This is a genomic window from Streptomyces misionensis, assembly GCF_900104815.1.
GTDB lineage: Bacteria > Actinomycetota > Actinomycetes > Streptomycetales > Streptomycetaceae > Streptomyces > Streptomyces misionensis.
Genome location: NZ_FNTD01000004.1, coordinates 380,984 through 395,357, shown reverse-complemented (window position 1 = coordinate 395,357; position 14,374 = coordinate 380,984). Strand labels below are relative to the sequence as shown.

At 74.7% G+C, this 14,374-nt stretch carries 10 protein-coding genes; all 10 read left to right on the top strand.

What is annotated here, in order from left to right:
• Positions 1-2 precede the first annotated feature (2 nt).
• The 10 genes from BLW85_RS03140 to BLW85_RS03095 are packed head-to-tail and all read left to right on the top strand — an operon-like array spanning position 3 to position 14,359.
• Complete coding sequence (locus tag BLW85_RS03140; protein WP_074990481.1) at positions 3-365, top strand: LysM peptidoglycan-binding domain-containing protein; 363 nt, start codon at positions 3-5, stop codon at positions 363-365.
• Positions 358-1,497: a hypothetical protein gene (locus BLW85_RS03135; RefSeq protein WP_070029412.1), complete on the top strand. Its 1,140-nt coding sequence runs from the start codon at positions 358-360 to the stop codon at positions 1,495-1,497. Before BLW85_RS03140 ends, BLW85_RS03135 begins: the two co-directional genes overlap by 8 nt.
• A 36-nt stretch (positions 1,498-1,533) precedes the next feature.
• Positions 1,534-2,070, top strand: a complete 537-nt coding sequence (locus BLW85_RS03130; RefSeq protein ID WP_074990478.1) for a phage baseplate assembly protein V — start codon at positions 1,534-1,536, stop codon at positions 2,068-2,070.
• Between the two features lie 18 nt (positions 2,071-2,088).
• On the top strand, positions 2,089-2,424 hold the full coding sequence (locus BLW85_RS03125) for a hypothetical protein (RefSeq protein WP_074990476.1): 336 nt from the start codon (positions 2,089-2,091) through the stop codon (positions 2,422-2,424).
• Entirely contained in the window at positions 2,421-2,813 is a 393-nt protein-coding gene (locus tag BLW85_RS03120; RefSeq protein ID WP_074990475.1) for a GPW/gp25 family protein, read from the top strand. Before BLW85_RS03125 ends, BLW85_RS03120 begins: the two co-directional genes overlap by 4 nt.
• The gene (locus BLW85_RS03115) at positions 2,810-5,911 is read left to right on the top strand and encodes a putative baseplate assembly protein (RefSeq protein WP_074990473.1); all 3,102 of its coding nucleotides are present in this window, start codon (positions 2,810-2,812) and stop codon (positions 5,909-5,911) included. The genes BLW85_RS03120 and BLW85_RS03115 overlap by 4 nt, the downstream gene beginning before the upstream one ends.
• Positions 5,908-9,711: a putative baseplate assembly protein gene (locus tag BLW85_RS03110; RefSeq protein WP_074990472.1), complete on the top strand. Its 3,804-nt coding sequence runs from the start codon at positions 5,908-5,910 to the stop codon at positions 9,709-9,711. The genes BLW85_RS03115 and BLW85_RS03110 overlap by 4 nt, the downstream gene beginning before the upstream one ends.
• Positions 9,711-11,870, top strand: a complete 2,160-nt coding sequence (locus BLW85_RS03105; protein WP_074990470.1) for a hypothetical protein — start codon at positions 9,711-9,713, stop codon at positions 11,868-11,870. The genes BLW85_RS03110 and BLW85_RS03105 overlap by 1 nt, the downstream gene beginning before the upstream one ends.
• Positions 11,871-11,924: 54 nt before the next feature.
• A complete protein-coding gene (locus tag BLW85_RS03100; RefSeq protein ID WP_074990467.1) occupies positions 11,925-13,475 on the top strand; it encodes a DUF6519 domain-containing protein in 1,551 nt (516 codons plus the stop codon).
• Positions 13,475-14,359, top strand: coding sequence for a peptidoglycan-binding protein (locus BLW85_RS03095; protein ID WP_074990464.1), 885 nt, complete (start codon positions 13,475-13,477; stop codon positions 14,357-14,359). Before BLW85_RS03100 ends, BLW85_RS03095 begins: the two co-directional genes overlap by 1 nt.
• The last annotated feature ends 15 nt before the right edge of the window (positions 14,360-14,374 follow it).

The following is a 14,374-nucleotide window of genomic DNA, read 5'->3' as shown; positions in this document are numbered from 1 at the left end:
AGATGGCGGAGATCGAGCCGTACGAGAGCGCCCTGGACTCGATACCGGGCGCCCATCCCTACCCGCGCACCAGCCGGTACCACGACGCCGAGATCGGTGTGCACAAGTGCGCCGACGGAACCGAAGTGCGCTACACCAAGCGCCGGTTGCTGCCGCCGCTGGACGAGGAGACCGAGCCGCACGTGGTCGGGGCGGGGGAGCGTCCCGACCTGCTCGGCCAGCGCTTCCTCGGTGACCCCGGCCAGTGGTGGCGGATCGCCGACGCCAACCCGGTCCTGGACCCGAGGGAGCTGACGGACGAGCCCGGGCGGGTCATCGGCATCCCGCCGGCCGGCGGGTTCCCCCGCGGGGAGCGCCGTGTCTGAACAGCCCGTGGGGCAGGGCCCCGTACACATGCAGCTCCTCATGGGGCCCAGACTGGCCCGCCCGGTCCCGCTGGAGGTCGCCGAGGCGCTGCTGTCCGCGCAGATCACGGCCACGGCGGGGGAGCGCAGCGGCTTCCAGTTCGCCTTCGACCTCACGAAGAACGGGCTGCTCAACCAACGGCTGCTCCCCGAGGGCTTCTTCGACCCGAAGACCCGCGTCATCCTCACCGTCAGCGTCCGCGGCACCCCCGAGGTCCTCTTCGACGGGCTGATCGTGCGCCAGGAGGTCGGCGCCAGCAACCTCCCCGGCCACTCCACCCTCACCGTCACCGGCGAGGACCTGACACTCCTCATGGACCTGGAGGAACGCACCGCCCCCTACCCCAACCTGCCGCCCTCCCAGCGCGTCCTTTCGATCCTGCGCCGGTACTCCGACTACGGCATCCGCCCCGACGTCTACCAGGAGAAGATCCCCCAGCCCCCGCACCAGGACCTGCGTGTCCACTACCAGACCGGCACCGACCTCCAGTACGTCACCGAACTGGCCCGCGCCAACGGCTACACCTTCTATCTGGAGCCCGGGCCCGACCCTGGCCAGTCCTCGGCGCGTTGGGGCCCGGAGGTACGGCTCGGGCTGCGCCAGCACGCCCTCAACGTCAACATGGACGCCCTGTCCACCGTGGACCAGCTGACCTTCGCCTACGACGGCACCGCCCGCGAGGAGCCGCAGGCACGCTGGCAGGACCCCGGCACCCGCCAGTCCACCCTGCTGCCCCAGCCGCCGATCAGCCCCCTGCGCCCGCCGCTCGGCCGCCGGGCCACCCCCGCGCTGAAACGCAAGACCCTCTCCGGCACCGCCAAGCAGCAGCGCGAGCAGGCCGAGGCCGAACTCCTCGCTCGCGCCGCCGTCTCCGCCGACGTCATCTCCGGCTCCGGCTCGCTCGACGTCAACCGGCACGGCTACCTCCTCCAGCCACGCCGGCTCGTCGGCGTCCGCGGCGCCGGACGGGCCTACGACGGCGACTACTACGTCAAGTCCGTCACCCACAACCTCCGTCCGGGCTCCTTCCAGCAGAACTTCACCCTCTCCCGGGAGGGCCTCGAAGCACGCGGCGACACCGTCCGGCCGTGACACACCCCACCCAGCGACCAGGAGAGCACCCCGACCATGGCGGCACCCAGCAATCGCCACCTCGGCAAGTTCCGCGGCCGGGTGGTCAGCAACGACGACCCGTTGCGGCTCGGCCGGATCACGGCCGAGGTGCCGGACGTCCTCGGCGACGAGCCGTCCACCTGGGCGCTGCCCTGTCTGCCGTTCACCGGGCCCGAGTCCGGGCAGTTCGTGGTGCCGCCGCCCGGGGCCGGCGTCTGGGTGGAGTTCGAGCAGGGCGACCCCAGCTTCCCGGTGTGGACCGGGTGCTGGTACGGCGACGCGGGCGAACTGCCGCCCGACGCCCGCCGCGAACTCCAGGCCGGCGCGCCGAGCAAACCCGTGGTCGTACAGACTCCGGGCGCCCACAAGATCGTCCTCAACGACACCGCCGGTGCCGAGCAGGGGATCCTCCTGCAGGCCAAGGGCGGCGCCTACATCCGCATCACCCGGGAAGCGGTGGTCATCGCCACCGGCGCCGGTGCCGAGATCACCCTGCGCGGCAGCGAAGTGACCATCAACCAAGGCCAGTTGACCGTTAAGTCCAAGCGATAGACAAACGGGGGAAGAGAGTTGTCCGGGAGTCTGCTCCACGCGGGCGCCGTGATCGGCTGCCCGCACGGCGGCCGCGCCGCACCTGTCACCACACCCTCCGGCGGCGTCCGCGTCGACGGTGCCGCCGTGGCCACCGCCGACCACGCCTACGTCGTCGCCGGCTGCCAGCACACCGTCGACGACGTGCCCTCGCCGTGCGTGTCCGTCCGCTGGAGCGTCGCCGACACCGGCGTCACGGCCGACGGCGCGCCCGTGCTGCTCGACACCTGTGCCGCCCAGTGCTTCAGCGCGGCCCTGGTTCCGCAAGGGCCCCCCGTCGTCCAGGCCGCGCAGCGAAAGGTCACCGTCCGATGAGGCCGCCGAGTCACCGAGCCCGTCCGCGCAGCGACATCGCGTTCCCGTTCCACGCCGACCGCCGCGGCCGCACCGCGCACGCCCGCCCCGCCGAGCACGTCCACGACCTCGTCGAACAGCTGCTGTTCACCAGCCCCGGCGAACGCGTCATGCGCCCCGACTTCGGCTGCGGACTGCTCGACCTGGTCTTCGCGCCGGCCGCCCCCGAACTGGTCAGCACCCTCGAACTCTCCGTCCAGGCCGCCCTCCAGCGCTGGCTGGGCGACCTGATCGAGGTGGTGTCCCTGGACATCGCCTGCGACGACGACACCGTACGCGTCCGGCTGTCCTACCTGGTCCGTGCCACGGGCGCCGTCCGGGAGGACCTCTTCGAGGGGAGGGCGGCATGAGCGCGGGGGCCACCCGGCGGGCCAAGGTGCGCGCCGCCCACCTCAACGGGGTCGACGCCGTCGAGGTGAGCGACGACGGGCTGCTGCTCACCGTCACCTTCCTCGGCAAGGCACCCGGCGGCCTCGGCCCCGAGAACGTCCGCATCGACGGCGGCCGCCGCGTCACCGGCCTCACCGCCGTGGACGTCAGCGTGGAACGCGAGGAGGACCCCGAGCTGGACGACCGGCTCCACGTCACCCTCGACCGGGCCGGCGACACCTCCCGCTACCGGCTGTCCCTGGTGGAGGCCGACCCCTACGGCAGGCCGGGCACCGAGCCGTACCACGGCTTCGACCAGCGGTACGCCGGTGCGGAGTTCCGTTTCCGGCCCGACTGCCCCAGCCCCTTCGACTGCGTGGACGAGGACACGCGCGACGCCGTCCTCCCGGCCGCGCCCGTGATCGACTACACGGCCCGCGACTACGACACCATCCGCAAGCTCCTGCTCGACCGGCTCGCGCTGACCACCCCCGACTGGGCCGAGCGCAACCCCGCCGACCTGGGCACCACCCTGGTGGAACTGCTCGCCTACACCGGCGACCAGATCAGTTACCAGCAGGACGCCGTCGCCACCGAGGCGTACCTCGACACCGCGCGCCGGCGCGTCTCCGTGCGCCGGCACGTCCGGCTCATCGACTACGCGATGCACGACGGCTGCAACGCCCGCGCCTTCGTGACCGTCCAGACCGCCGCCGACCGCACGCTGGCGCCCGGCACCTACCGCTTCGCCTCGGTCGACGTACGCACCCTCGACCCGCACGACCGCCCGGAACCCGGCACGGTCATCGACGAGAGAGACCTCGGCGACCTCGACGAGCGCGGCTCCGTGGAGGTCTTCGAACCCGTCGTCGCCGAGCCGCTGGAACTGCGGGTCGCGCACAACACGATCCGGCTGTGGACCTGGGACGGCGAGGTGCGGGCGCTGCCCGTCGGCGCCACCGCCGCCACCCTGCGCGACGAGTGGGCGGACCCCGAGGCCCGCCGGGGCCGCAGGCTCGCCCTGAAACCGGGCGACGTGCTGATCCTGGAGGAGGTCAAGGGTCCGCGCACCGGCATCCCGGGCGACGCCGACCCCGCCCACCGGCAGGCCGTCCGCCTCACCTCCGTCACCCCCGGCCTCGACCGCGTCGAGGACCAGCCCGTGCTGGAGGTCACCTGGGCCGCCGAGGACGCCCTGCGCTTCCCGCTCCGCCTGACCACCCGGGGCGGACGCGACTGCCTGCCCGTCGAGGACGTCACCGTGGCCCGCGGCAACGCCGTCCTCGTGGACCACGGCCGCTCCGGCACCGTCGAGACGGTCACCGTGCCCCCGGTCCCGGCCGTCGTGGCGCCCTGCGGCCCGCCCGGCGCCGGCTGCGAGGAACCTACGCGGGGCAACGCCCCCGCACGGCTCGTCGCCGCGCTGACGGACCGTGCCGAAAGCGGCCGGGCACTGCGCCCCGACGACGTCCGCGAGCTGTTCGACGTCCTGGGGGAGCCGGCCGTCCTGCGCGCCGGGATCGGACTGGAGCGGGCCGGGCAACGCCACGAGCACGTGGTGCCCGGCACCGCGTACGCACAGGCCGCGGCCCTGCGGACGCTGCTCGCCCAGAGCGTCTACCCGGGGATCGCGCCGCGCCCGCGCCCCGTCCTCGGCCGGGCTCCCGTCACCCAGGCCGTGCCGTTCCCCGACCCGGCCGCGGTCGCGACCGCACAGGCCGAACGGATCGCCGCGATCCCGGACCGGGTCCGGCAGCGGCTGGTCGGGCTGTGGCGCAGCGCCCGCGACCGCGACGGGCTCGCCGAGGACGAGATCACCGAACTCGGCGTGCTCTTCGGCCTGAAACTGCTGGAACGGCTGGAACTGCGCCGCCACCCCGTCCGCGCCCTGCGCGAACTGCTGCACCGGAGCGACGAGTTGCTCGACGCCAAGCTGCGGCGCATCGCCGTCCTCACCGCCCGGGCCCGCGCCGGCACCGTCCTCGACGCCCACATCGCCTGGGAGATCGCGCACAGTTGGGGACCGGCCTACGCCGTCGGACTGCACCCCGCGGAGCCGGTGCTGCGCGGCCCGGCGAGCGCCGCGCTCGCCCAGGACCCGCGCCGTGCCCTGCCCGCCGTACGCCTCACGGACGGCGAGGCGGTGTGGGAGCCGCGCCGCGACCTGCTCGACAGCGCACCCCGCGACCGGCACTTCGTCGGCGAGCCGGCGGACGACGGGCGGCTCGCCCTGCGCTTCGGCGACGGACGGCACGGCGCCGTGCCGGCTCCCGGGGCACGCCTCGCGGCGCGCTACCGCCTCGGCGGCGGCAGCGCGGGCAACGTGGGCGCGGAGGCCATCAACCACCTCGTCGTGGCGGTGGGCGAGCCCGGCGAGCCGGTACCGGCCGCCACCGTGCGCAACCCGCTGCCGGCCACCGGCGGCACCGAACCCGAACCCATCGAGCAGGTACGTCAGTTGGCACCTCTCGACCTGCGCCGCACCCGGCTGCGCGCCGTCACCGCCGCCGACTACGCGGCGCTCGCCTCCGCCCTGCCCGGTGTGCAGCGGGCCGCCGCCGACCTCCGCTGGACCGGCAGCACGCAGGAAGCCCACATCGCCGTCGACGCGTACGGCGGCCCCCCGTCGCCGCGGCTGCTCGACGCGGTGGCCCAGGCCCTGGAGACGTACCGGCGCATCGGCCACGACCTGGCGGTCGGCCCCGCCCGGCCGGTGCCGCTGGACATCGCGCTGCGGGTGTGCGCCCGGCCCGGACACCAGCACGGGCAGATCCTGGCCGATCTGTACCGCGTCCTCGGCAGCGGCCGGCTGCCCGGCGGACGGCTCGGCTTCTTCCACCCGGACGCCCTGACCTTCGGCGAACCCGTACGGCTCAGCCGCCTGGTCGCCGTCGCCGCGGCCGTCCCCGGCGTGGAGAGTGTCGAAGTGACGCGGCTTCGGCGGCTGTTCGGACCGGACCGAGGAGAGAGGGAGGACGGCGTGCTGCGGATCGGCCCGTTGGAGATCGCCACCTGTGACAACGACCCCGACCGGCCCGAACAGGGGCGGCTGGAGATCACCCTGGGAGGCAGCCGATGAGCCGGTCCTGCTGCTGCGGCGGTGCGTGCGGCGGCCACGACGAGCGCCTCGCCCCCGCCCCCCTGCACAACCCGCCCGGCCGCACCGCCCTCGACTACCGCGTCGGCGAGTACGGCACCTTCCTCGCCGCCCTCCTCGACCGGCTCGCCTCACCCGCGTACCCGGCGCTCGCCGGGCTCACCGTACGCACCCCCGACGACCCGGCCGTGGGACTCCTCGACGCCGCCGCCGTCCTCGGCGACCTGCTCACCTTCCACTCCGAGCGGATCGCCGACGAGGCCTACCTGCGCACCGCCTCCGAGCACCGCTCCCTGGTCCTGCTGGGCCGGCTCGTCGGACACCGGCCGCGCCCCGGAGTCGCCGCCACCACCCATCTGGCGTACACCCTGGAACGCGACCCGCGCGCCGAGACCCTGGCGGTGCCGATCCCGCGCGGCGCCCGCAGCCACAGCGTGCCCGCCTCCGCCGACGAGCAGTCGCTGACCTTCGAGACCTCCCGGGACCTCACCGCCCGCTGGGACTGGAACGAACTGACGGTACGGCGCCGCCGGCCCTCCCTCGTCACCCCCGACGACCTCGCCCGCCGCCCCGAACTGTTCGTGGAGGGCACGGCCGACTCCCTGCGCACAGGTGACCGGCTCCTCTTCGTCTTCGGTGAACAGGCGGGCGGTGTGCGCACGTTGCTGTCGATCGCGGGCGTCCGCGTCGACCGCGCGGAAGGGGTCACCGCGCTCACCCTGCCCCAGTCGGCCCCGCCCACGCTCAAGGAGCTGGTGGACGAGGTACGACGCTGGACCGCCGAGCCCGCGGCCCCCGGCGAACCCGGCGACGAGCCGCCGACCCCGGAGGTCCCCAACCCGCGGCCGGTCAGCCGTCTGATCGAGGACTTCGACGACCAGGTCCTCGCCCCGCTGCGCACCGACCTCGACACCGTCGACACCCCGGAGAAGCTCGCCGGCCGGCTCGGCGAGCCGGTGGCCCGCCTGCGCGAGGCCGAGGTCCTGGCGGAGCCGTACGAGGACGTCGCGGCCTGGTTCGAGCAACTGGAGGCGGTACTGACGGAACTGGCCGGACGCGCCCTGGCACTGGCTCCCGCCCAGCCCGTCCCCGCCGCGGACGGCCCTGCCGCGCGGGACGGCGGCGCCCCGCGGGCGCGGGCGAGCGCCCCCGCCCAGCCCCGGCCCGGCGGCCATCCGGCCCGGCCCGACCCCCGCGAAGCCGCCCTCCGCGCCCTGGACACCGTCCTGCCCGCCCTGCGCACCGCGGCCCCCGCGCCCCGGCAGGGGCCCCGCACCCGCCGCCCCGGCACCGACCCCGCCCGGCTGCTGACCGCGCTCGATCCGGGCCTGGCCGGCCTCTACCCGGCCTGGCGCACCGCCACCGGCGCGGCCCCCGGCCCGCTGCTGCGCGCCCTGCTCGCGATGCGTGTCACCGCCGCCCCGTTCGGCGCGAACGCCCCCCTCAAGCCGGTCCAGGACGCCCGCGGCCGCGTCATCCGCACCGCCGACTGGCCGCTGGCCGGCGCCGCGCTGGCGAGCATGCGCGTGGTGTACGACCCCGCGGGCAGGACGCCCGTCCGCGCCGAGTTCCAGTACGTCGAGGGCAGCAGCTCCGACCAGCGCGCCGAGAACCTGCCCGCCACCCAGCCGGTCACCTTCACCCTGGGACCCGGCCAGGTGGACCTGTCCACCCGCGCCGCCCGCGACCACGAGCCGAGCTGGCTGACCCGCCGCCCGGCCGCCGCCGAGGAACCCGGCGTCACCGCCCGCCTGCACCCCGGCCTGCCCGAGGGCAGCCTGTTCGTCTCCCGGCCCGAGGACGACGGCACCGTGCACATCGCCCTGACCGACGGCACCGCCGAGCAGTTCTCCCTGAAGCCCGGTGGCAACCGGCAGTTCACCCACGGCGAGTACCAGGTGAGCGCCGCCTACACGGTCGGCAGCACCGAACCGAACGTCGAGATCGTCATCGCGAGCAAGCCCGCGCCCCTCAACCGCCGCATCCTGCAACTGGACAGCGTCCAGGACGGCATCACCGTCGGCGGCTGGGTGGCGATCGAGCGCCCGGCCAAGGGCACGGGCGTCCCCGGCGACGCCGCGCTCGCCCTCGTCACCACCCAGGTGACGGCGGTCCGGACGGCGGCGTACAGCAACTACGGCATCACCGGCCGCGGCACCGAACTCACCCTGGCCGACCCCTGGCTGGACGAGTTCGACGTGCTGCTCTCCCACATCCGCGACACCACCGTGCACGCGGCGGGCGAACCGCTGCGCCCGGCCGACGAGCCGCTCGGCGAGGACGTGCACGGCAACGAGATCGAACTCGCCGAGCTGTACGACGGACTGCGCCCCGGCCGCACCCTCGTCGTGAGCGGCGAACGCACCGACGTACCCGGCGCGAGCGGGGTCACCGCGAGCGAGGTGGTCACCATCGCCGCCGCCGACCCGGCCGTCGACCCCGCCCTCCCCGGCGACCACGTGCACACCCGCCTCACCCTCACCGCGAACCTGGTCCACCGCTACCGCCGGTCGAGCGTGCGCGTCCTCGGCAACGTCGTCGAGGCCACCCACGGCGAGAGCCGCGAAGAGGCCATCGGCAGCGGCGACTCCGACCGCGTCAACCAGACCTTCGCCCTGTGGCAGTCCCCGCTGACCTGGCTCGCCGCCGACAACCCCCTCGGCGCCAGCCCGGTCCTGGAGATCCGCGTGGACGGTGTGCTCTGGCACGAGGTCGACAGCCTCGCCGGACGCGGCCCCACCGAGCGCGTCTACATCACCGGCACGAACTCCGACGGCCGCACCACCGTGACCTTCGGCGACGGCGTGCACGGCGCCCGGCTGCCCGGCGGGCACGAGAACGTCCGCGCCCGCTACCGCTTCGGCACCGGCAAGGCCGCCGACGTCCCCGCCGAGCGGATCACCCAGCCGCTCACCCGCCCCCTCGGCGTCACCGCGGTCACCAACCCGCGCCCCGCGACCGGCGGTTCGGACGCGGACGGACCGGGCCTGACCCGCCGTACGATCCCGCTCGCCGTCTCCGCCCTGGACCGGCTGGTCTCCCCGGCCGACTACGAGGACTTCGCCCGCTCCCGCGCCGGCATCGGCCGGGCCGCCGCCCGGGAACTCTTCGACGGACGGCGGCGCGTGCTCCATGTGACGGTCGCCGGCACCGACGACGTGCCGCTCGCCGACGACAACCTCCGGCCGCTGCGCGGCGCACTGACCGCGTACGGCGATCCCGGCCTGCCGGTCCGGGTGGACGCGCGCGAACTCGTCCTGCTGCTGATCGCGGCCAGGGTGAAACTCGCCCCGGACCACGCCTGGGAGACCGTCGAACCCCGGCTGCGCAAGGCGCTGTTGCTCCGCCTCGGCTACGAGGGGCGGGAGCTGGGCCGGCCCGCCCGGCTCTCGGAGGTGCTCGCCACCGCCCACTCCGTGCCCGGTGTCGAGTACGTGGACGTCGACGTCTTCACGGGCGTGCCCGCCTCCGCCACCCCGGACCGGCTCGCCGCGCTGCTCGCCGGCCCCGGCACCCCGCGGACATCGGTCCCCGCGCACCCGGCGGCCTACGACGAGCAGACCTACACGGTCCGCGACGCGGGCGGCGAGACCCTGTCGTCGGTCTGCGCCCGCCACGGCATCCCGCTCGACCGGCTGCTGCGCCTCAACCCGGACATCACCGACACCCGGCGCCTGGCCAGGGGCCGGACGGTGGTCGTCTTCCGAGGCATCCGCCCGGCCCAGCTCGCCATGCTGTCGGCGCGGGCCGCGGACACCCTGACTCTCACGGAGGTCAAGTGATGTCCCCCGACGCCGAAGCGCGCACGCCGGCCGACCGGCACCCCGACGGGCTCGCCGAACTGCTGCCCCGCGTCCACCGGTTGCGCGACACCGAGGAGGGCGAACCGCTGCGCGCCCTGCTCGCGGTGGTCGGCGAGCAACTGGACCGGGTCCGCGACGGCGTGCACCAGGGTTACGAGGACCTGTTCGTGGAGACCGCCGCACCCTGGGTGCTGCCCTACCTCGGCGACCTCGTCGGCTACCGCACCCTCCCCGGCTACGAGCGCGTCCTCACCACCGGCCTGCACGACGGCGGCCGGGCGGCGCTGGCCGAGGCCGTCGCCCCCCGCCGGGACGTGGCCGCCACGGTCGCCCAGCGGCGCCGCAAGGGCACCCTGCACCTGCTGGAGGAACTCTCCGAGCGGGTCGCCGACTGGCCCGCCCGCGCCGTCGAACTGTCCCGGCACGTGGCCCACACCCAGCCGGTCAGGCTGGGCGTCTCCGGCCGGCGCGGCGAGCGCGGCCGACTGCTCGACCTGAGGGACGGCTCGGCGCTCGCCCTCGCGGGCGGCCCCTTCGACACCACCTCCCGCACCGCCGACGTACGCCGCGCCGACTCGGCGAGGAGGCAGGGCGGGCGCACGCCGGCCGGGGTCGGTCTCTTCGTCTGGCGGCTCAAGCCGTACGCGCTCACCGCGTCCCCGGCCTACTGCGTCGACCGCGCCCGCAACCTCTACACCTTCTCCATCCTCGGCAACGACACCCCGCTGCTGACCCGCCCGGTGCCCGAACCCTCGCCCGCCCATCTCGCCGCCGTGGACAACGTGCCCGCGTTCATCACCCGCCGGCTGCTGCACGACCGGCTCGCCGACTACTACGGACCCGGCAAGAGCCTGTGCATCCGGCGCGACGGCGAGGACCGGCCCGTACCGCCCGGCGACATCGTCGTCGCCGACCTGTCGGACTGGCGCTACCGGCCCGGGCGCGGGCAGATCGCCGTCGACCCGGAGCTGGGCCGGATCGCGTTCGGCGCGCGCCGCGCGCCGCGCCAGGGCGTCTGGGTCGACTACCACCACGCCTTCGCCGCCGACATGGGCGGCGGCGAGTACGAGCGTCCCGACCGCGGGCCCCGCCCCGACGCCGACCTCTACCGGGTCGGACCCGGCGGGCCGTACCGGCGGATCATGGACGCCTACCGGGCCTGGCAGGACGACCGCAGTCCCGGACGGACCGGCATCATCGAGATCACCCACAGCGGCGCCTACCAGGAGCAGCTGGACTTCGACCTCGACCCCGGCGACCGCCTCGAACTGCGTGCCGCCGAAGGCACCCGGCCGGTGATCCGGCTCCTCGACTGGTACAGCAACCGCCCCGACGCCCTCAACATCCGCGCCGTGCACGCCGATTGCGCCGCGCACGAACGGCCGCGCGTCGTCCTGGACGGCCTCCTCGTCGCCGGGCGCGGCATCAACGTCACCGGGCCCGTCGGGTCCGTCGTCGTCCGGCACTCCACGCTGGTGCCCGGCTGGTCGCTGGAGCCCGAGTGCGCGCCGCACTCGCCCGACGAACCCAGCATCGTCCTCGAACGCACCACCGCCTGCCTGCGGATCGAGCACAGCATCCTCGGCACCATCGAGGTCATCGGCGACGAGGTGAGCGAGGACCCCCTCGACATCCGTCTGCGCGACAGCATCCTGGACGCCACCGGCGACGACCGCGCGGCCCTGTCCGCCCCCGACTGCCGCCACGCGCACGCCGTACTCCACCTGCGCCGCACCACCGTCATCGGTGAAGTCCACACGCACGCCGTCGAATTCGCCGAGAACTCCGTGTTCACCGGCCGGCTGCGCGTGGCCCGGCGCGGCATCGGCTGCCTGCGCCACTGCCATGTGCCGCCCGGCTCGCGCACCCCGCGCCGCCACCGCTGCCAGCCCGACCTCGCCGGCCTCGAGAACGCGCAACGCGTACGGCCGTTGTTCGCAGCAAAACGCTACGGCACTCCCTGGTACGGCCAGTTGGCCGACCGGGGACCCGAGGAGATCCGGCGCGGCGCCGACGACGGCGGTGAACTCGGCGCGTTCCACGACCTGTACCGCCCCCAGCGGGAGGACGGACTCAGGGCGCGGCTCGCCGAGTACACACCCGCGATCGCGGACGCCGGGATCTTCTTCGTGACGTGAGCGGTGCCGCCGTACGACCCACCCGCAGACTTCCGAACCAGGGGGACCCCCTTCATGCACGCCGACCTCTCCCGCGCCACCTTCCGCCCGGAGCGGCACTACTCCGCGGTCCTCGCCCAGCAGGGCCGTGTCCAGATGGACGCCGACCTCAACGAACAGACCGCGATCCAGCTCCACCACGCCCGCACCCTCGCCGCCGACCTCGTCGGCCGGCACGGCGGACCCGCGAGCGACTGCGGCTTCCGCATCGAGTACGTGGGCGGCAAGCACGACACCGACACCCTGTACATCCACGGCGGCCGCTACTACGTGGACGGCATCCTGTGCGACGCGGACCGCCCCTCACCCGGCGTCCCCGTACCGGACGAGGACACCGAGGAGCAGCAGCCCGCCGGGGCGGACGCCTTCTGGGACTACTGGAACCAGCCGGACGGGTTCCGCGACCCCGAGCGGCCCGGCGACCGGCTGCCCTCGCCCGCCCGGTCGCCCTTCCTCGTCTACCTCCTGGTGTGGGAGCGGGCGGTCTCGGCGGCCGAGGACCCGGCGCTGCGCGAGGTCGCCCTCGGCGCGGCGCTGCCCGACACCGCGGCCCGCGCCAAGGTCGTCTGGCAGGTGCTGCCGCTGCCTCTGTCCGCGCTGGACATCGAGGACGCCGAACCGTCCCCGGGAGCCGTCCGCGACGCCTTCGAGAAGTGGGCCGAGGCCCAGGCGGCGCCCTCCGCCCGGCTCGCCGCCCGCAGCGAGCGGCCCGAGCACGCCGACGAGGACCCCTGCCTGGTCCGCCCCGACGCCCGCTACCGGGGCCCGGAGAACCAGCTGTACCGGGTGGAGATCCACGCGGGCGGCGAGGCGGCCGACGCCACCTTCAAGTGGTCCCGGGAGAACGGCTCGGTCGTCTTCCCGGTGGACGAACTCGAGGGCACCTGGGTCCGGTTGGCGACGCTGGGCCTGGACTCCAAGCTCGATCTGGAGGTCGGTGACCACGTCGAGTTCACCGACACCGCGTACGCCTCCCGGCTGGAGGCGCTGCCCCTGCTGCGGGTCGAGGAACTGGACCTGCCCGGCTGCCGCGTCCGGCTCTCCGCCGAGCCCGACCCGCGCGTCGGGCGCCTGCCGCACCTGCACCCGTTCCTGCGCCGCTGGGACCACCGCGAAGGGCCCCGGCGCAAGGGCCGTACGAACGCTCTGAAGGGCGGCGCCGTGCCGCTCGCCGAGGGGGAGTGGCTGCCGCTGGAGGACGGCGTCGAGGTCTACTTCGCCAAGAACGGCTCCTACCGCACCGGCGACCACTGGCTGATCCCCGCCCGCACCGCCACCGGAGGCGTCGAGTGGGACACGGACGCCGCCCGCCGCCCGCTGCTGAAGCCCCCGGCGGGCATCGTGCGGCACGTCGCCCCGCTGGCGCTGGTCACCGGCGAGGGCAGCACCGCCGACCTGCGCCGGGCCTTCGGCGCGCTCGCCGCGGACATCCCCCCGGCCGACCGGGCGGCCCTGGACGCCGAGGCCCGGGCCGCGCAGGAGGAGCGGGCCGCCGAGGCCGGCCCCGCCGAGAGTCGTTCCCAGACCACGGCGGCGGCGGAGGCCGCCGCGGAAGGAGACGAGTGATGGCGCAGCCGATGAGCGCGGCCAAGCTGCTGGAGGTCCTGCGCGCGGAAGGCCTGACGGTCCACGAGGTGCGCGACTGGCGCCACCACAACCGCAACACCAAGGGGCCCTGGGGCCCGGTGAACGGCGTGATGATCCACCACACCGTCACCTCGGGCACCGAGAACTCCGTGAACATCTGCTACGACGGCTACTCCGGCCTGCCGGGCCCGCTCTGCCACGGGGTCATCGACAAGGAGGGCCACGTCCACCTCGTCGGCAACGGCCGCGCCAACCACGCCGGGCTCGGTGACGGCGACGTGCTGCGGGCGGTCGTCAACGAGTCGAAGCTGCCGCAGGACAACCAGGCCGACGTCGACGGCAACCGGCACTTCTACGGCTTCGAGTGCGTCAACCTCGGGGACGGCAAGGACCCTTGGCCCGAGGCGCAGAAGGAGGCCATCGAGAAGGTGGCCGCCGCGATCTGCCGGCACCACGGGTGGTCGGAGCGCTCGGTCATCGGCCACAAGGAGTGGCAGCCCGGCAAGCAGGACCCGCGGGGCTTCACCATGGACGGCATGCGGGCGCGCATCGCCGGCCGGCTCGCGAGTAAGGGCGGCAAGGGGCCGGGCGACCCCAAGCCCGGGCCCAAGCCCAAGTACGCGCCCTTCCCGGGCTCCGGCTTCTTCCACATCGGGCAAAAGTCCCCCCTGATCACCGCCATGGGCCGCCGCCTGGTCGCCGAGGGCTGCGGCCGCTACGAGAAGGGCCCGAACCCCGAGTGGACCGAAGCCGACCGCAAGTCCTACGCGGCCTGGCAGCAGAAACTCGGCTACCGGGGCAAGGACGCGGACGGCATCCCGGGCCGGACCAGCTGGGACCGGCTGAAGGTACCGTCGGACTGACCGACCCACCGGCGG

Coding starts and splice junctions, on each gene's coding strand:
- BLW85_RS03140 (WP_074990481.1), top strand. CDS start 3: ATGGCGGAGATCGAGCCGTACGAGAGCGCCCTGGACTCGATACCGGGC.
- BLW85_RS03130 (WP_074990478.1), top strand. CDS start 1,534: ATGGCGGCACCCAGCAATCGCCACCTCGGCAAGTTCCGCGGCCGGGTG.
- BLW85_RS03120 (WP_074990475.1), top strand. CDS start 2,421: ATGAGGCCGCCGAGTCACCGAGCCCGTCCGCGCAGCGACATCGCGTTC.
- BLW85_RS03115 (WP_074990473.1), top strand. CDS start 2,810: ATGAGCGCGGGGGCCACCCGGCGGGCCAAGGTGCGCGCCGCCCACCTC.
- BLW85_RS03110 (WP_074990472.1), top strand. CDS start 5,908: ATGAGCCGGTCCTGCTGCTGCGGCGGTGCGTGCGGCGGCCACGACGAG.
- BLW85_RS03105 (WP_074990470.1), top strand. CDS start 9,711: ATGTCCCCCGACGCCGAAGCGCGCACGCCGGCCGACCGGCACCCCGAC.
- BLW85_RS03100 (WP_074990467.1), top strand. CDS start 11,925: ATGCACGCCGACCTCTCCCGCGCCACCTTCCGCCCGGAGCGGCACTAC.
- BLW85_RS03095 (WP_074990464.1), top strand. CDS start 13,475: ATGGCGCAGCCGATGAGCGCGGCCAAGCTGCTGGAGGTCCTGCGCGCG.